This is a genomic window from Methanothermobacter thermautotrophicus, from assembly GCF_014889545.1.
GTDB classification, from domain to species: Archaea; Methanobacteriota; Methanobacteria; order Methanobacteriales; family Methanothermobacteraceae; genus Methanothermobacter; species Methanothermobacter thermautotrophicus_A.
The window spans coordinates 173,562-191,653 of the sequence record NZ_QKOF01000006.1; the positions used below are offsets into that span (position 1 = coordinate 173,562).

At 49.0% G+C, this 18,092-nt stretch carries 21 protein-coding genes; 19 read left to right on the top strand and 2 right to left on the bottom strand.

Annotated elements, in window-relative coordinates; genetic code table 11:
- Position 1 precedes the first annotated feature (1 nt).
- Positions 2-1,225: a cation diffusion facilitator family transporter gene (locus tag DNK57_RS05345; RefSeq protein WP_192962004.1), complete on the top strand. Its 1,224-nt coding sequence runs from the start codon at positions 2-4 to the stop codon at positions 1,223-1,225.
- A 20-nt stretch (positions 1,226-1,245) separates the two neighbouring features.
- Here the strand turns inward: DNK57_RS05345 and DNK57_RS05350 are convergent, their stop codons facing one another.
- Positions 1,246-2,538, bottom strand: a complete 1,293-nt coding sequence (locus DNK57_RS05350) for a methyl-coenzyme M reductase glutamine C-methyltransferase (protein ID WP_192962005.1) — start codon at positions 2,536-2,538, stop codon at positions 1,246-1,248.
- Positions 2,535-3,782, bottom strand: a complete 1,248-nt coding sequence (gene mmp10, locus DNK57_RS05355) for a methyl coenzyme M reductase-arginine methyltransferase Mmp10 (RefSeq protein WP_192962006.1) — start codon at positions 3,780-3,782, stop codon at positions 2,535-2,537. Before mmp10 ends, DNK57_RS05350 begins: the two co-directional genes overlap by 4 nt.
- 430 nt (positions 3,783-4,212) lie before the next feature.
- Here mmp10 and mcrB point away from each other — a divergent pair, with 430 nt between their 5' ends.
- From mcrB to DNK57_RS05445, 18 genes are all read left to right on the top strand, one after another.
- Entirely contained in the window at positions 4,213-5,544 is a 1,332-nt protein-coding gene (gene mcrB / locus DNK57_RS05360; RefSeq protein ID WP_192962007.1) for a coenzyme-B sulfoethylthiotransferase subunit beta, read from the top strand.
- Positions 5,545-5,575: 31 nt separating this feature from the next.
- Positions 5,576-6,013, top strand: a complete 438-nt coding sequence (gene mcrD, locus DNK57_RS05365; protein WP_192962008.1) for a methyl-coenzyme M reductase operon protein D — start codon at positions 5,576-5,578, stop codon at positions 6,011-6,013.
- Positions 6,014-6,610 (top strand): methyl-coenzyme M reductase I operon protein C, encoded by a 597-nt coding sequence (gene mcrC / locus DNK57_RS05370; RefSeq protein ID WP_010876790.1) that lies wholly within the window; start codon positions 6,014-6,016, stop codon positions 6,608-6,610.
- Between the two features lies 1 nt (position 6,611).
- Positions 6,612-7,361 carry a coenzyme-B sulfoethylthiotransferase subunit gamma gene (gene mcrG, locus DNK57_RS05375; RefSeq protein WP_192962009.1) on the top strand — a complete coding sequence of 250 codons (750 nt, stop codon included), beginning with the start codon at positions 6,612-6,614 and terminating at the stop codon, positions 7,359-7,361.
- A 19-nt stretch (positions 7,362-7,380) separates the two neighbouring features.
- Positions 7,381-9,033, top strand: coding sequence for a coenzyme-B sulfoethylthiotransferase subunit alpha (mcrA, locus tag DNK57_RS05380; RefSeq protein ID WP_192962010.1), 1,653 nt, complete (start codon positions 7,381-7,383; stop codon positions 9,031-9,033).
- 83 nt (positions 9,034-9,116) lie between these two features.
- Positions 9,117-10,004 carry a tetrahydromethanopterin S-methyltransferase subunit E gene (gene mtrE / locus DNK57_RS05385; protein ID WP_115891952.1) on the top strand — a complete coding sequence of 296 codons (888 nt, stop codon included), beginning with the start codon at positions 9,117-9,119 and terminating at the stop codon, positions 10,002-10,004.
- Positions 10,005-10,706: a tetrahydromethanopterin S-methyltransferase subunit D gene (gene mtrD, locus DNK57_RS05390; protein ID WP_048175729.1), complete on the top strand. Its 702-nt coding sequence runs from the start codon at positions 10,005-10,007 to the stop codon at positions 10,704-10,706.
- The gene (gene mtrC / locus DNK57_RS05395; RefSeq protein WP_048175728.1) at positions 10,706-11,509 is read left to right on the top strand and encodes a tetrahydromethanopterin S-methyltransferase subunit MtrC; all 804 of its coding nucleotides are present in this window, start codon (positions 10,706-10,708) and stop codon (positions 11,507-11,509) included. The genes mtrD and mtrC overlap by 1 nt, the downstream gene beginning before the upstream one ends.
- 12 nt (positions 11,510-11,521) lie before the next feature.
- Entirely contained in the window at positions 11,522-11,824 is a 303-nt protein-coding gene (locus DNK57_RS05400) for a tetrahydromethanopterin S-methyltransferase subunit B (protein ID WP_048175727.1), read from the top strand.
- A gap of 12 nt (positions 11,825-11,836) precedes the next feature.
- On the top strand, positions 11,837-12,553 hold the full coding sequence (gene mtrA, locus DNK57_RS05405; protein WP_010876783.1) for a tetrahydromethanopterin S-methyltransferase subunit A: 717 nt from the start codon (positions 11,837-11,839) through the stop codon (positions 12,551-12,553).
- A gap of 12 nt (positions 12,554-12,565) precedes the next feature.
- Positions 12,566-12,772: a tetrahydromethanopterin S-methyltransferase subunit F gene (gene mtrF, locus DNK57_RS05410; protein ID WP_010876782.1), complete on the top strand. Its 207-nt coding sequence runs from the start codon at positions 12,566-12,568 to the stop codon at positions 12,770-12,772.
- Positions 12,772-13,032, top strand: a complete 261-nt coding sequence (mtrG, locus tag DNK57_RS05415; RefSeq protein WP_048175726.1) for a tetrahydromethanopterin S-methyltransferase subunit MtrG — start codon at positions 12,772-12,774, stop codon at positions 13,030-13,032. The genes mtrF and mtrG overlap by 1 nt, the downstream gene beginning before the upstream one ends.
- A gap of 15 nt (positions 13,033-13,047) precedes the next feature.
- Positions 13,048-13,980: a tetrahydromethanopterin S-methyltransferase subunit H gene (mtrH, locus tag DNK57_RS05420; protein ID WP_192962011.1), complete on the top strand. Its 933-nt coding sequence runs from the start codon at positions 13,048-13,050 to the stop codon at positions 13,978-13,980.
- A 191-nt stretch (positions 13,981-14,171) separates the two neighbouring features.
- Positions 14,172-15,128 carry a calcium/sodium antiporter gene (locus tag DNK57_RS05425; protein ID WP_192962012.1) on the top strand — a complete coding sequence of 319 codons (957 nt, stop codon included), beginning with the start codon at positions 14,172-14,174 and terminating at the stop codon, positions 15,126-15,128.
- 5 nt (positions 15,129-15,133) lie between these two features.
- The gene (locus DNK57_RS05430) at positions 15,134-15,565 is read left to right on the top strand and encodes a universal stress protein (RefSeq protein WP_192962013.1); all 432 of its coding nucleotides are present in this window, start codon (positions 15,134-15,136) and stop codon (positions 15,563-15,565) included.
- Positions 15,566-15,700: 135 nt separating this feature from the next.
- A complete protein-coding gene (locus DNK57_RS05435; RefSeq protein WP_192962014.1) occupies positions 15,701-17,185 on the top strand; it encodes a methanogenesis marker 14 protein in 1,485 nt (494 codons plus the stop codon).
- 1 nt (position 17,186) lies between these two features.
- On the top strand, positions 17,187-17,819 hold the full coding sequence (locus tag DNK57_RS05440) for a TIGR00454 family protein (RefSeq protein ID WP_226891171.1): 633 nt from the start codon (positions 17,187-17,189) through the stop codon (positions 17,817-17,819).
- Positions 17,773-18,039 carry a PRC-barrel domain-containing protein gene (locus DNK57_RS05445; RefSeq protein WP_192962016.1) on the top strand — a complete coding sequence of 89 codons (267 nt, stop codon included), beginning with the start codon at positions 17,773-17,775 and terminating at the stop codon, positions 18,037-18,039. Before DNK57_RS05440 ends, DNK57_RS05445 begins: the two co-directional genes overlap by 47 nt.
- Positions 18,040-18,092 lie beyond the last annotated feature (53 nt).

Below are 18,092 nucleotides of genomic sequence, written 5' to 3' on the forward strand. Positions count from 1 at the left end.
CATGAAAGAGAATGATGGAGCACCACTGAAGGAGGGAGAAACCGCTTCCAAGTATTCGGTAATCATCAACATGATTTTAGTGGTGATGAAGGGGTTTACCGGTTACCTCTCTGGAAATATAGCTCTGATAGCAGATGCCATACATTCCTTTGCGGATGTATTCTCATCAGCCGCTGTATTCATTGGCCTTAAGCTCTCACAGAGAAAACCTGATGAACTATTTCCCTATGGATACCATAGAATTGAAACTCTTGTTTCCCTCCTCGTTTCAGTGCTGATCATCATAACCGGCCTGGAGATAACATGGAACTCCATTATTTACATCTTAAATCCAGCTTCAGAGGTTTCCATGGCCACTGCAAGCCTTGCAGTGAGTTTGATATCAATTGGAGTCTCCTATGCCATTGCATTTTATAAGGTGAGGGTTGGGAGAAGAATCGGTTCAACAGCCCTCCTTAACGATGGGAAGCACAGCTACGTGGATGTCGTATCCTCCATTCTTGTCTTCCTAGGGATCTTCGGGGAGTACATGGGTCTTCATGGCTTTCAGGGCATCGCCGGAGTGATAATATCTGTGGTGATAATTTATATTGGGATCAGGCTTGCAAAATATGATGTTCTGACCCTCCTTGATGCATGTATTGACCGTGATTCCATGGAAGTCATAAAGAAGACGGTTTTATCGGTCCCAGGTGTTGAGGGGGTTCATGAGGTCAGAATAAGAAGATCTGGACCATACCTCTTTGGCGAGCTGCATATTGAACTTGAAAGGGGCCTGCCTGTGGATAAGATAGAGGGGATCATTTCTCAGATAAACTCCCGGGTTAAGGAGGTTGTCCCATCCATTGACCACCTCACGGTACAGCCGGAGACGGTTAAAAGGGAGGAGGTTGTGGTTGCGGTGCCGCTTGCAGATAACCATGGAATGGAATCCACAATCAGCACCCACTTTGGAAGGGCAGACTCTTTCCTTATTGCAAGAACCCGCAATGGGGAGATACTTGATTACAGGATAGTTGAAAATCCAGGGAAATCACTGAAAACAAAGAGGGGGATTCGAGCTGCTGAGCTCCTGAAAAATGAGAATATTGATGTTCTGGTGATTGAAAAATTATCAGAGGGTCCAGAACTTCTTTTTTCGGATTATCTCCTTGGAACAGTACCTCCAGAGGGATCATCCCTTGAGGAGGTCATTAAAAATGCATCAATGAAATTTTCAGGGTGATGCACCTCATGATCACTCCATCAAAGTTTTCCCTGGAGCATCTCAGTAACGGTTCTTATATGATTCTGCTGCTGACGGACCTCATCGGTGATTGACTTTAAAAGCTGGGACGTCATGGGGACAGGCACGCTCCTGAATACATAGGATTCCAGGAGTAAATTGAAGGCTCTCTCCTCTGCCAGACTATCAAATCGCCTTTTATCTGACCTCATGAATACAGGGTTTTCATCCTCAGGGAGTTCCCTGACCTCCTCACCAAGTTCAGTACCAGGCAGTGGCTCAGCTATGCTCACGAAGTAGTCATCCAGCATGAGTTCATCTGCAAGTTCAAGGGTCTCCTGGTAGTCATCATCGTCCTCCCCGGGGTAACCGACGATGAAGGAGCCCGCAACCTTCAGTTTATACTCCCTTGCAAGTTCAACCGCCTCAACAACCTGATCAGGAGTTATCCCCTTCTTCATCTTCCTGAGCATCCTCCTGCTCCCCGATTCTATACCATAGAAGACCCATCCATTCGTGTACTCTGATATGGCCTCAAGAACATCTCCCTTGATCATATCAACCCGTATATCTGGCACTGTGAGGTTCCGGCTACCTGTGACCTCACTTATACTCCTCAGGAGGCCCCTGAAGGCTTCCTCGTCAATGCCCCTGAACTTGCTGCTGCCATACAGGGTGCCTGTACCCCCACTTATGGCGAACCTCCTGGCACCTGATGCCTTCAGTTCACGGACCTCCCTGATTATATCCTCAAGGGGTCTGCTTCTCACCTTCCGACCAAAGAATTCAGGGACCTGACAGAAGGTGCAGTTACCTGGACAGCCCCTGTGGGTTTCAATGTAGACACTGGCACCCCTTATATCCTCCCTGGAGATGTCACCCGGAACAAGGGGGAGGGGCCTCTCCATGGGGCAGGGTGATGATTCATTGATCACTATTCCCTCAGGTGATCTGAAGGCTGCACCGGGGACATCCTCTGGTCTACAATTTCCAGCTGCAAGCTCCATCACAGCACCGACCTTATCCTCCCCCTCTCCCCTCACAACGAGGTCCACATCGAGGTACCTGAATACCATCCCGGGGTCTATGCTGACCGGACCACCCACCACCCTGAAGCCGCCAATATTATTAATAATATCCCGGTACCTCAGGAGGTGAATGGTGGACTGGAGGCTTATGAATACGATCTCTGATTTAACACCATCAAATCCCTTCCTGATTTCAACCCTGTGTCCAAGGTCTCTCAGGACCCCTGCAATGAGCATTGAACCGTAATTGTAGTGTTCAGGTGTTACAACAGTTACATGACTCATTCGGAAGCACCAAAGAAATTTATCGCCTGTATGAGTTCATAGAAGCCTTCCATCTCCCTCTCGATCACGTCATACTCTGAGAGAGTGCCACTCATTTCACCATCAACGGTCAATCTGTCAGGGCCCCTCACAACGATCCGGTCGACACCATCACGGCTGAGAACCTCCCTGGCCTGCATATCATGCACAAAGGCCCTTCCAGGGATTATGACTGTTTCCCTCAGATCGCCGGGATCCACCTCCTCAAGGTCCCTTAGGGTTATGAGGCAGGCTATGTCCTTGTTGACACCAACAACGTTCACAAGGTCATCGGCCCCCAGGTTGTGTATTATCCTCCTTATGTAGGGTGCTGCAATGGATCCTGTGATTATTGTGGCCTCGCCCCTGATCTCTGGGAGGATTTCAAGGTACTCCCTGCTTGAATCAGCTGCAAGGACAAAGGGTGTACCGTTCCGGGGGTCACAGACAGGGGTCCCGGTTACACGGAGATTGAATTCCCGGTCAATGCTCCGCACAAGTTCTTCAAATTCAGAAACAGTGTGGGGCTCCAGGCCATCAATGATGGGCTCATTCCCAAGTATGAGGCCCTGGTGTTCATAGTTGGCGAATCTCATCATGATGAAACCTGTGGCACCCCACTCTTCCAGTCTCGCGCATGTTTCAAGGAGGTCCTCGCCATCGTTTACCCCTGGTATTATCACCGACGCTGCATGGACCTCACAGGATTCACAGAATATCCTGAGGGCCTCAAGGGCCCTGGAGGCGTTTTCATCCCTCATCCACTCACGCCTCAGATCAGGGTTTGCTGAGAACACAGTGAAGGTGACCTCATCAACACCATTTTCAATGAGCCTCGAGGCGATTCCTGGGTCATCTATTCCCTTTCCGCTGGTGTAGCCAAGGTGTATGGGGATTCCGAATTCACCAAGACCTGCTGTGAGTTCCTCAAGGTGGGGATAGCAGCTCACATCCCCTCCGCCGCTGATGTTTATCTTCACGTCCCTATCCTGAAAATTCCCCATCATGAGAGTTGTCTGCACGTTGCCCATAACAAGGAATGGGGGCAGGAATTCATTACCAATCTCTGCAACACCCTTTCCACAGGTTTCACATCCAACCCTACCAGGTGAACAGTTTTTACATCCAAAGGGTTCGAATTCACCAACTTTACGGAAGTAGCAGTACCTGCAGAATCCCCTGCAGTCCTTTCCAGGTATACCACCTAAATCTGCTATTATCTGCATGTCACTCTCTCTGTCCAGTTCTCTAAATATAATTTATTATATATTACCAGCTTTATCCACATGAAGCAGTAACTTTGGGTGACCAGAGGTGAATTCCTAATTAATTGCTAGGCCTATGGATCGTTTCCAGATATCCCTGAGTGGCCCACACGTGATTGTTATTACTCCCTGCAGATGATACCCTCCTTTGTGATGATCATAAAAATCAACGCGCCCATATAAAAAATCCAGAAAACCCGAAAAAAGGTGTTTTTACATATAAATCTTTCGACTTGATTCAGAAAGAAATCTTAATTAATTATAATCAAGTTAAATATGCATCGTATACTAAGACGGGTGTTTTAACACCCTCCAAGGGCCTTCTTGCCTTTTCTAAAAAGGGGGGGTCTTGGATGTCTAGTATACGGAACTGATTGTTAGGAGGGAAAAAATGGCGAAGTTTGAGGATAAGGTCGACTTGTACGACGACAGAGGCAACCTCGTCGAAGAACAGGTGCCATTAGAAGCTCTGAGCCCACTCAGGAACCCCGCCATTAAAAGCATTGTGCAGGGGATTAAGAGGACAGTGGCTGTGAACCTTGAAGGTATAGAAAACGCCCTGAAGACAGCTAAGGTCGGCGGACCTGCCTGTAAGATAATGGGCCGTGAACTCGACCTCGACATTGTCGGGAACGCCGAGTCAATAGCAGCCGCTGCAAAGGAAATGATACAGGTGACCGAGGACGACGACACAAAGGTCGAGCTCCTCGGCGGAGGTAAAAGGGCACTCGTACAGGTCCCAAGTGCGAGGTTCGATGTTGCAGCAGAATACTCTGCAGCACCACTCGTAACCGCCACAGCATTTGTCCAGGCCATAATCAACGAATTTGATGTTAGCATGTACGATGCTAACATGGTTAAAGCAGCCGTTCTGGGAAGATACCCACAGTCTGTGGAGTACATGGGGGCAAACATAGCAACAATGCTGGACATTCCACAGAAACTGGAAGGCCCAGGATACGCACTGAGGAACATCATGGTGAACCATGTTGTTGCAGCAACACTCAAAAACACACTCCAGGCAGCAGCACTATCAACCATACTCGAACAGACAGCAATGTTTGAGATGGGTGACGCTGTAGGAGCATTTGAGAGGATGCACCTCCTTGGACTTGCATACCAGGGAATGAACGCAGACAACCTGGTCTTCGACCTTGTTAAGGCCAACGGTAAGGAAGGTACCGTGGGTTCAGTCATAGCAGACCTGGTTGAAAGGGCCCTGGAAGATGGTGTCATAACCGTTGAGAAGGAACTCACAGACTACAAGGTCTACGGCACAGACGACCTTGCAATGTGGAACGCCTATGCAGCAGCTGGGCTCATGGCAGCCACAATGGTTAACCAGGGTGCAGCAAGGGCAGCTCAGGGTGTATCATCAACCCTGCTCTACTACAACGACCTCATAGAATTCGAAACAGGACTGCCAAGCGTGGACTTCGGTAAAGTGGAAGGTACCGCTGTAGGATTTTCATTCTTCAGCCACTCCATCTACGGTGGAGGTGGACCAGGTATCTTCAACGGAAACCACATCGTTACAAGGCACAGTAAGGGATTCGCCATACCATGTGTGGCAGCTGCAATGGCACTGGATGCAGGAACCCAGATGTTCTCCCCAGAAGCAACCTCTGGACTCATAAAAGAAGTATTCAGCCAGGTTGACGAGTTCCGAGAACCACTCAAATATGTTGTGGAGGCAGCAGCTGAGATTAAAAACGAAATTTAAATAATCTCTCAGAACTGGGGGCAAAAAACCAATGGACGTTCAGATATTTCCACACCGGCTACTAGGGGCTGACACCACCGAGAAACTCCTTAACCGCCTTGAGGACATCAGCGGCATTAAGAGAATGGTGATACATGGACAGCGCCTGCCACCAGAGGACCACCCTGACAGACGCATAATCAGCGTTAAAGGTCAGGAATTCGAGCTTCAAGTGAAAACAGGCCGAGTACTCCTTGAGATAGAGGACGAGGACACAATAACTGACATCAAAAGGGTCTGTGAGGATCTCCTGCCCTTTGGATACGATGTTACTCCTGGAAAATATATAAGGACGCAGAAGACAGTGACGGATGAGATAAAGTATGGTGAGGACCTTGATAAGGTGCCGGAGGAGCTCATAGGTCTCACAGACCAGAACGCCCGGCTCAGTGAAAGGGCCACCATAATAAAAAGGAAAAAGGAGCATTAGATGATCGGAAAGTGCACTCACGTTGTTGACTGTAGAGAAACAATGGGAATGGGTGAAGGGGGAGGAATAGCCCAGAGGGGTACCTTCGCCCAGTGTGGAAGTGAAGTCCTTGCAGTGGCAATGTCACCTGGCAGACGCCACATCACAAAGCCTGTCTGCGAGATAACATTCGCCCTCAGGGAAGCCAACATAATGACCAGCACCATAGTCCTGAATGCAGGTGCGGGAGTACCGCAGGACGCTCCAAGCGCCGGAGCAGGAAGTCTCTTCGGTCTGACACCGGCTGAAGTCGAGCAGATGAAGAGGCACAAACTCCTGGTCGTACACCTTGGAGGAGTAAAGAATCACATCACCTACAAGGCGCGCCTCATACTCAGGAACGTCGACAGACCATGCATAATCATCTGCGAATACCCGGTGGACTTCGAGGACTTTGCAAAGATAGGTGTAAGGACAAGGGCTGTCATGCCAGATGAACCAAAAACAAAGGGCACCATTGTTGACATTGTGAGTGGAGTCATAAGAGGAGAAACCTGTCCCCAGGAAAAACTGGATGAGATTATAAGGAAGGTTAAGTTAGCATTAGGAGGTGCATGATATGGCACAATACTATCCCGGAACAACTAAGGTTGCTCAGAACAGAAGGAATTTCTGTAACCCTGAATACGAACTCGAAAAGCTGAGAGAAATCTCAGATGAAGATGTAGTAAAGATTCTGGGTCACAGGGCCCCAGGGGAAGAATATCCAAGTGTTCACCCACCACTGGAAGAGATGGATGAACCCGAAGACGCAATAAGAGAAATGGTTGAACCAATAGACGGTGCAAAGGCCGGTGACAGGGTCCGATACATACAGTTCACAGACTCAATGTACTTTGCTCCAGCACAGCCATACGTACGATCAAGGGCATACCTCTGCAGGTACAGGGGTGCAGACGCAGGTACACTCTCAGGACGTCAGATCATAGAGACCAGGGAGAGGGACCTTGAAAAGATATCCAAGGAACTCCTTGAAACAGAGTTCTTTGACCCAGCAAGATCAGGTGTCAGGGGTAAATCTGTCCACGGACACTCACTCCGTCTCGACGAAGACGGCATGATGTTCGACATGCTGAGAAGACAGATCTACAACAAGGACACCGGCAAAGTCGAAATGGTCAAGAACCAGATCGGTGACGAACTCGACGAACCCGTGGACCTTGGTGAACCACTGGATGAGGAAACCCTCATGAACAAAACAACCATCTACCGTGTGGATGGTGAAGCCTACCGTGATGATACAGACGCCGTGGAGATCATGCAGAGGATCCACGTTTTAAGATCACAGGGAGGGTACAACCCAGAATAATCCGGGGGAGGTGTAGATTATGGCTGACAAATTGTTCATAAATGCTTTAAAGAAAAAATTTGAAGAATCCCCTGAAGAGAAGAAAACCACATTTTACACACTTGGTGGCTGGAAACAGTCCGAGCGAAAAACCGAGTTTGTGAACGCTGGTAAAGAAGTGGCAGCAAAGAGGGGCATACCCCAGTACAACCCTGACATAGGTACTCCACTGGGTCAGAGGGTACTGATGCCCTACCAGGTCTCAACAACAGACACCTTCGTTGAAGGTGACGACCTCCACTTCGTAAACAACGCTGCCATGCAGCAGATGTGGGACGACATAAGGAGAACCGTTATAGTCGGTTTAAACCATGCCCACGCCGTCATAGAAAAGAGGCTGGGTAAGGAGGTCACACCGGAGACCATAACCCATTACCTGGAAACAGTGAACCACGCAATGCCCGGTGCAGCCGTCGTGCAGGAGCACATGGTGGAGACCCACCCAGCACTGGTGGCAGACAGCTACGTCAAGGTCTTCACAGGTAACGATGAAATTGCAGATGAAATCGACCCTGTATTCGTCATAGACATCAACAAACAGTTCCCAGAGGACCAGGCAGAAACCCTCAAGGCAGAGGTTGGAGACGGAATCTGGCAGGTCGTCAGGATCCCAACCATAGTCTCAAGGACCTGTGACGGTGCAACAACCTCACGATGGTCCGCCATGCAGATAGGTATGTCCATGATTTCAGCCTACAAACAGGCAGCAGGTGAAGCCGCAACAGGGGACTTCGCATACGCTGCAAAACACGCTGAAGTTATACACATGGGTACATACCTGCCTGTGAGACGTGCAAGGGGTGAAAACGAACCTGGTGGCGTGCCATTCGGTTACCTTGCCGACATCTGTCAGAGCTCAAGGGTCAACTATGAGGACCCTGTCAGGGTGTCACTGGACGTTGTGGCAACCGGTGCAATGCTCTACGACCAGATCTGGCTAGGATCATACATGTCAGGTGGTGTAGGATTCACCCAGTACGCAACAGCAGCCTACACAGACAACATCCTCGACGACTTCACCTACTTCGGTAAGGAGTACGTGGAGGACAAATATGGACTCTGTGAGGCACCAAACACCATGGACACAGTCCTTGACGTTGCAAGCGAGGTCACATTCTATGGACTTGAACAGTACGAGGAATACCCTGCACTCCTCGAGGACCAGTTCGGTGGATCCCAGAGGGCAGCAGTTGTTGCAGCTGCAGCCGGATGTTCCACAGCCTTCGCAACAGGAAACGCCCAGACAGGTCTCAGCGGATGGTACCTCTCAATGTACCTGCACAAGGAACAGCACTCAAGGCTCGGATTCTATGGTTACGACCTCCAGGACCAGTGTGGTGCATCCAACGTCTTCTCAATAAGGGGCGACGAGGGACTGCCACTGGAGCTTCGTGGACCTAACTATCCAAACTACGCCATGAACGTGGGACACCAGGGTGAATACGCAGGTATATCACAGGCACCACACGCTGCCCGTGGAGACGCCTTCGTGTTCAACCCACTGGTGAAAATAGCATTTGCAGACGACAACCTCGTCTTCGACTTCACCAACGTACGTGGCGAATTCGCCAAAGGTGCTCTGCGAGAGTTCGAACCAGCCGGTGAAAGAGCACTCATAACACCTGCAAAATAGATTAACGAAGGTGCATTGCACAAACTTTTTAAGTGGAATGCACCTAATTTTTTTTATTCAAAAAAATAAAAGGAGGAAGAAATATGGACCCTATGATAACAGGTTTAGGTGTTGTAGCTCTCATGGGTGCAGCTGCAACCATAGCAGGAGCCGCAGAGGACTTAGAGTCTGACGTAGGATCCCAGAGTAACCCCAACTCACAGGTTCAGCTGGCACCACAGATGGGACACCTGCACCGTATAATCAACAAGGCCGTTTCAGGGGAACCCGTTGCCTACGGGACCTGGTGCGGTATTGCTGGTTCAGTTGCATATGTGCTGATGCAGTCAATGCAGCTGCCTGTGATAATGGCAATTGCAGTTGGCGCTGTAATAGCCGCAATGGTACACACAACCTACGCTGTAACATCCCACATGGGACGAATTGTTAGCCAGTCCCAGTTCAACCAGCCGCTCTTCATGGACATGCTGGTTGAGCACTTAGGCCCAATTGCAGGGCATGGATTTATTGTGACATTCTGTGTTGTAGGATTATCATACCTCATGACACTACCAATCCCTGGTCTGGCACACCCATTCCCGCTGCCACTGCTGGCAGTGCTCTGGGGTATAACAATAGGTGCAATCGGTTCATCAACAGGGGACGTCCACTATGGTGCTGAAAGGGAGTACCAGCAGTACCCCTTCGGTGGAGGTATCCCGGTAGCGATTCACGGTGACATAACAACAAAGGCAGAGCTGGGTGCAAGGAACTCAATGGACGTTGTTCACTTCTGTGCAAAGTACGGTGGACCATTAACAGGATTCGCATTCGGTACAATCGTATTCCTCAGCTTCTGGAACACAATAGTCTTCGGTATAACCGGCGGAATAATATCCGGCCTCATAATAGTCTTGTTACTGATAATCCTCAACAACAGACTTGAAGTCTTTGCAAGAAACAGATATGGACCATACAAGGAGGATGAATAGATGGATCCATTACTACTGATAGGAGCTATAACCGCTGGAGGAGTGCTCATAGGTGGAGGTGTTCACTTCGTACCTGTGGGTGGTGCGCCAGCAGCTATGGCAACAGCCACTGGTGTGGGTACCGGTACAGCAATGCTTGCTGCAGGTGCAGGTTTAACAGGACTCATAACAGCTGCAGCAATGACCGGACAGTCCCCACTCATGATAATGGCTGCTGGAGCCGTTGGTTCAATGCTCATGATAGGTATCACCATGCTTGTGGGTAACCTCATCTACGTATATGGTGTGGGTACAGTCCCTGTATCAGCGAAGGTGGCTGTTGACCCATTAACAGGCATGGAACAGGAAAAATATGTCACCCCTGGTACCGAGGGTCATGGTCTACCAACCGTCTGCTTTGTCAGCGGTATAATCGGGGGAGCCCTCGGTGGAATAGGCGGTGGACTCATATACTGGGCACTCAACGAGGCCCTTAAGACCCTGTCATATGGTGCAATGGGTGCTGCAGGTGTTGCAGCAATCTTCGCCGTCGGCATATTCTTCATAAATGCGGTTATCGCATCATATAACATTGGAGGTACCATAGAAGGTTTCCACGATCCTAAATTCAAGAGGATCGGAAGGGGAATAGTGGCATGTCTCATAGCCTCCATTGTTGCAGGCGCCCTTTCAACATTACTCGTATATGGAGGTGTCTTCTAATGTCAGTAGCAGCAGGAGGACCGGCCGGCGCAGCCATACCTGAAAGCAGGCTCATGGCCCTGGGAATAATCGGTGGACTGGCAGGTATATACGCATCAGCAGTTAACCCGATCATAGGCCCTGTTCTGGCATCCCTTGGAGCTGTCTGTGCAATCGTATGGGGTGCAGACGCCATAAGGAGGGTTGCAAGTTACGGTCTGGGTACTGGTGTCCCATCAATAGGTTACATGTCAGTTTCAATAGGTATAGTTGGTGTGGTTGCTGGGCTTGCATCAGCTTTCACACTGCCTGCCATAGCTTCACCGGTTGTTGGACTCATACTTGCCATGATACTGGGTATCGTTGTGGCTGTACTCGGTAAGAAGATAGTTAAGATGAAAATCCCGATCCTTGAAAAATGTACAGCTGAGATCTCAGGGGCAGCAGCTCTCTCAGTGCTTGGATTCTCAGCAGCCATTGCAGGCAGCTACACCATGCAGGCAATTCTAACATCAGTCATAACAACTGGATTCATAGGCTTGCTCTTCATACTCAACACAATGGCAATCCAGCACCCATTCAACGCCTGTCTCGGACCAAATGAGAACCAGACAAGGACCCTCAAGCTGGCAGCATCAACAGGGTTCATATCAATGGCCATCGTCGGCCTTCTTGGAATAGGTCTTAACCCTGGCTGGTGGCTCGTTTCACTGGTGGGTGCACTCTGCTGGGTCGTGGCCTTCAAGTCATTCGTGAGCGCATCCTTCGAGGAAGCTGCATCCGTGAAATGGTCAGGTCTCTGGCCTAAGGAGGAAGAGCAGTAGGAGGCTTTAAAAATGGAAATGTTACCACTTGTTAAGATCGCTCCGGAATACAACCTGACCCTTGATCCTTCCACCGGTATGATAGGGGCTGCTCTCGGAAGGGAAGTTATAATATTATCCATGGATGAGATAAACGAACAGATAGCAGAATTAGAGGCTACAGCAGATGATCTGATTAACTCACTGGACCCAACAACCATCCCCCAGGGTTCATACCCTGGAAGGGAGGGAGTGTACCTCACAGCAGGTAAACTCACCAACATGGTTTATGGGTTCATCCTTGGTCTGATCATCCTGTTTGCCCTGCTCTTATAGGAGGTGTTATGAGTGGTTGAAAAGAAATCACCTGCTGAAGGATGGCCTGTGGTCAACGGGGACTACATTGTGGGTGACCCCGAAAGTCCTGTGGCTGCCACCACCCTTGCCTCACACATAGAAGACGTGCCAGTGGAGGCCGGCGCTGCCATTGCAGGGCCATGCAAGACAGAGAACCTCGGTATCGAAAAGATGATCGCCAACCTCATATCCAACCCCAACATCAGATTCCTCATACTCTGCGGTTCAGAGGTCCAGGGACACATCACAGGGCAGAGTATAGAGGCACTCCACCAGAACGGTGTGGACCCTGATAAGAGGAACATCATAGGTGCAACCGGTGCCATTCCCTACATAGAGAACATACCAGATGAGGGCATTGAGAGGTTCCAGAAACAGCTGGAAATCGTCAACCTCATAGACGTTGAGGATGCCGACGCCATCAAGGCCAAGGTCAAGGAGTGCATCGAAAAGGACCCCGGTGCATTTGAAGAAGAGGCAATGGTCATAAAGGTAGAGGAAGGCGGAGAAGAAGAGGAAGGCGAAGAAGTCAAACCTGTGGCACCAGAAACAGCACTCATAGAGGCCAGGATGAGGAACATCCAGACACAGGTTAAAATGATAGGTTCCACCAACAGAATGTTCGCAGGTATGTACTCAGGTAAGGTTCAGGGTATAATGATAGGCCTTGCATTTACCCTGACACTGGGCATACTGCTACTGGTCTAGGGAGGCTTCCAGATGATTATACTATCCAACAAACCGAATATACGTGGCATTAAGCGTGTTGTAGAGGACATAAAATACCGGAACCAGCTCATCGGTAGAGATGGCAGGTTATTCGCAGGTCTGATAGCCACAAGGATTTCAGGTATAGCCATCGGATTCCTCCTGGCTGTCCTCCTTGTAGGTGTACCTGCAATGATGAGCATATTAGGGGTGATCTGATGTCAGAGGAAGATAAAACCACAATACCCCGCGTACTTGTCTCTGCTGATGAATTCAACAAGGCGAACGAGAGGCTCGATGAGATCGAGGAGAAGGTGGAATTCACCGTAGGTGAATATTCACAGAGAATAGGACAGCAGATCGGTAGAGATATAGGTATTTTATATGGTATTGTGATAGGTCTGATTATCCTTGCAGTAACAAACATACTGTTTGCAGGACTGTTAAAAGGACTTTTAAAATCCCTATTCGGACTATAACTTGGAGGTTTACATATGTTTAGGTTTGATAAGGAACAGATCGTACTGGATATAGCTGGAACCAAAATTGGTGGTCAGCCAGGAGAGTACCCAACTGTTTTAGCAGGAACAATATTCTATGGTGGACACAGCATCATTGAGGATGAGAAGGCAGGTGTCTTTGACAAGGACAAGGCAGAAGCCCTCATAAAGACCCAGGAAGAGATGTCTGATGTCACAGGTAACCCGCACATCGTCCAGACCTTCGGTCAGACACCAGAAGCAATTGTCAAGTACCTTGAATTTGTGGGTGATGTGACAGACGCACCATTCTTCATAGACTCAACATCCGGTGAGGCAAGGATCGCAGGTGCTAACTACGCCAGTGAAGTGGGACTTGAGGACAGGGCAATCTACAACTCAGTCAACATGGCTGCAGACGAGTCAGAACTCGAGGCCCTCAAGGAAACAAAACTCTCAGCTTCAATTGTCCTCGGTTTCAACCCAATGGACCCAACAGTTGAGGGTAAAATCGGAATCTGGGAAGATGGTGCAGGCACAATAGACAAGGGTCTCCTTGAAATGGCTGCTGAGTGTGGTATAGACAAGTACCTCATGGACGTGGCTGTAACACCACTCGGTCAGGGTGCCGGTGTGGCTGTGAGGACATCCTTTGCAGTCAAGAGCAAATGGGGTTACCCTGTGGGTAGTGGTATCCACAACGTGCCATCAGCATGGGACTGGCTACGTGAATACAAGAAGGACCACAAGGAAGCCTGGCCTGTCTGTGACGTCGGATCCAACCTGATCCAGCAGATGGCCGGTGGTGACTTCGTCCTCTACGGTCCAATAGAAAACGCTAAAATGGCCTTCCCTGCCTGTGCAATGGCTGACATATTCATAAGTGAAGCAGCCAAGGACATAGGCACAGAACCAGTGGAAGAACACCCATTCTTCAAACTGCTCTAAGGAGCAGTTAAATTCTTTTTTTGAAACTATTAATATTAAAATACTTATTCTTATTGAATTATATAATAATTATAAGAACATTTAAATATAGGAAGTAGGAAATATATTTCCGACACAAACTTTTAAGTATGGATATTCAATTAATATACTGGTCTTGAGGGTATGGAAGAAAATTCTTCAGTGGTGATAACTTGCTTGAAAGGGTATTGATTCTCATAGTGGGCCTTGTGGCCTCATTGATACTGGTTATAAAATCTGCAGATGTGTTTGTTGATAACCTGGTTGAGCTAGGGTCCTCCCTGGGGATATCTGAGGTTATACTCGGTGTTACTGCATCTGCCATCGGGACATCCCTCCCTGAATTTGGCTCAGCCCTCATAGCATCCCTATCTGGAAGCACGGATATAGGTGTGGGCTGTGTTATAGGGTCAAACATATGGAACATCGCGGGGATTCTGGGAATATCCGCTTTGGTGGCAGGAGTCATAGAGACCAACGCCGACGGTCTTAAGAGGGATTTCAGTGCAACCCTTATAACGGGTTTGATTCTTCTATTTTTCATGTTCTTCGGAAATATAGGTAAAATTGCAGCACTTGTAATGGTCCTAACCTATGCTATTTATCTCTGGCGCCTCATAAAAGCCCAGAAGACCTATTCAGATGAAAATTCAGGTAAAAATGAAAGGGAACCCCTCGACCTCAAAAGACTTGTCCTCACAGTACTGGGATTTTCAGGCCTTGTTATAGGCTGCCGGATACTTGTTTACAGCGGAGTTGAACTGGCAGACATCGCAGGAATACCCGCCATGATAATGGGACTTTTCACACTGGCCATAGGCACCAGTATACCTGAACTCGTGGTCACACTGTCATCTGCGGTGAAGGGGCTCCATGAACTCTCAATAGGCACAATCCTTGGAAGCAACACTTTCAACATACTTATTGGTATAGGTGTGCCGGCCCTCATAGCACCGGTACCCGTTGAAAGGCTTTCCCTCACCTTCGATGCACCCGTCATGATACTTGTCACGGTGCTACTTGTCCTCCTCATAAGGCAGGGGGATATGAAACTTAAGAGGACCGGGGGAATAGTTTTACTTGCAGTCTACATATCATACGTTGTCATGAGACTCTTTGTACTGGTGTGATTGAAATGTACAGGAAAATTCTGGTTCCAACAATGGGAGAATACATGGATGAACTCATAGAGCACACCCTCGACCTCCTCCATGGGAGGGAAGCAGAGGTCATATGCCTATACGTGGTTGACACAGCAGTACCTTTCCTTACACCAAAGAAGGTAAAGGAGATGATGGTTAAGGAGCTGACCCAGAGGGGTGAGGAGATCCTAAGGGACATGGAAAGGGGACTTACAGGCCCAGAAAACCCGAATGTCAGCTTCAGGGCTGTTATGCGTGAGGGTGACCCTGCAGATGAGATAGTTAAAGTTGCAGAGGAGGAGGATGTCGACGTTATAGTGATGGGTACAGGTAAGAGCCTGGTTGACAAGCACCTCCTTGGAAGTGTATCAGAGAAGGTGGTACACTATGCACCCTGCACAATCCACCTGGTGAGGACTGTTTAACAAAAACCCTCCACTCACAGATTATCATCCACAGGATCCCCTTTAAACCCTTTTATTCTTTTTCATCTGACCCTATTCATAAGATTTATATTAACTCCCCAGATACAATATTACATTAAATCAGGGGGTAATCATTTGTCATTTTTGAGCAGATTATTCGGTCCCAGGCCCATTATAGCAAAAAGCAGATTCATAACAATAGAGGATACCAAAACAGCACCCTTTACCAAGAAGACGGTGGGGTCAGGTTACTCAATGCGCCCGGATGTCTACTACATTGTTGCCTCAGTGGAGCTCGGCAACACCACAACCAAGTGCATACTCACAGCCACCAACCTCAACACCAGCCGGACCTACCTCCTTGACAAGACCGTCAAGATGACCCGTGACATAAGAGCCCCACGGGAGGGTGAGGAGGTCTTCGGTAAGACAGTCTGGGGTGTTGAACTCACAAAGGAGGCTGTCTCCGAACTTGTAAGAGACACAATACTGGAATCCCTCAGAAGGGCAAAGGTTGACATTGAAAGGGACCTCGATTTTGTTGTAAGATCCACCGGTGTAACAGCAGGCTTCGGGTCACCCGAGGAGGTGGGTAAACTCATAATAGCCCTGGCAGATGGCTGCCTCGCAGCAGGTATACCCCCCAGGAAGATGGCGCCCGCCCTCTCAAAGGAGAACATCCCAGAACGCCTGAGGGACTTCTGCTACCTCGACCGTGTAATATTTGATGGTGCAGTGGCAAGCGTTATACCCCCCACAGGCAGGGAGGTTGTTGCAAACGAGATGGAGGGAGAACTTGTAACTGCGGGTATCAAGGTCGGTTCAAAGTGGACAAATGTGGACTACAGGAACCCCTGCGTCTCCCTGGACTTTGGAACAACCCTGGCAGGTCGTATAGTCAATGCGGATGAACCCTACGCAAGGACCATTGGAAACTTCTGCGGCCTTGCAGGCGCAATACCTGACGCCATAATCAGGGGTACCGAGATGGTGGACTGCAGGGGAGGAGCCGCACTGGACCTCTACAAGAAATCCATACTCAAGGGGGCCAACTGGAAGAAGGCCAGAAGTAATGCTGAGATGATACATGATGAGATAATCGACATCAGGAAGGTCCCTGCAAACAGAAAAAGATTCGGAACAGTCCCCGTGGATACAGAGGCCGCCTACAGTGCAGGAACAACGCTCATAGGATGTGACGCCGGTAAGAATGGTGATAAACTCCCTGAACTAACAGAGATAGGTCACAACATATACCAGGAGGATGGCATACACACACTCTTCGCAACACTGGACCATGTGAGTGCACTCATAGCCAAGAGGCTCATAGATGAGGCCTTCGAGGAGGGTGTCATTGAGGAGGGTTCAGTCCTGGGTGTAACCGGTCGGGCTGGAATCACAGGTACAAAGCCCAGGCTAATACTCGAATACGTGAAGGACCGCTTCAGTGACTGTATCTTTGTCTCAGATGCCCTGGCACTGGGCGCAGCGCTCATGGCAAGGTGCATGAACTCAATGGGGACACCCCACACGCCTATAGGGGGAAGACAGAACGGTCCATGCATCCTTGGGATGAGAAGAAAGCTTCAGTCAAGAAAGGAATATAAATGGATTGAATAGGATGATGGCACTTGTAATGGCAGGTGGAAGGGGCACAAGGTTAGGTATGGACTGTGAAAAGCCCCTCCTTGAGGTGGCAGGACGACCCATGATAGACCATGTCCTCGAGGCCCTGGAGTCTGCCACTGGTGTTGATGACATACTCGTGGTGACAAGCCCCCACACACCCATGACAGAGGATCATGTCAGGGGAAGGCACCCGACATTCAGAACATCGGGTGAAGGCTACGTGGAGGATCTTCGGGAGGTCCTCTCCCACCTTGAGGGATCATACCAGGGACCCCTCCTTGTCATCAACTCTGACCTCCCACTTGTGAGGCCATCAACCATTGACTGGATAATATCAGAGTACCATTCATGCCCGGAACCTGCCATGTGTGTAGCGGTACCAGAGACCCTCTGCAGAAGGTATGGACTTGATTTTTCAGGGGCCCTGGATGGATTAGTACCCTGCGGGGTAAATATATTAATGAGTAAAAACAGAGTACAAGAACAGAGGATCCTTGAGGCTTCCATGCTGGAGCTCGCGGTTAACATAAATAGCTGCAGGGATTTGAAGGTTCTGGAGAAGATTTTAGGTGAGAGTGATGGAAGAGAAGAAGCTTATAAAAGGGGAAGAGAAGTACTGGAGTGAAATAAAGGGTTATCAGGTTGCCACCAACAATGCACGTATCCTCGGGGAGCTTGAAGAACTCATCATCAACGATAAAACCGGGAAGATAACCGATGTGGTTATCCGGGTGGACAGTGGTAGAAACGTTACAGTCAAGGGGGCAAAGAAGAAGGGCGACTACCTCCTTGTACCCTTCGGCAAGGTTGAAAAGGTCGGCGAATTCATAATAATCGCAGAATAAACATTTTCATCCATATCCTTTCATTAAAAGGAGATTCTGAATGGAATAGATTC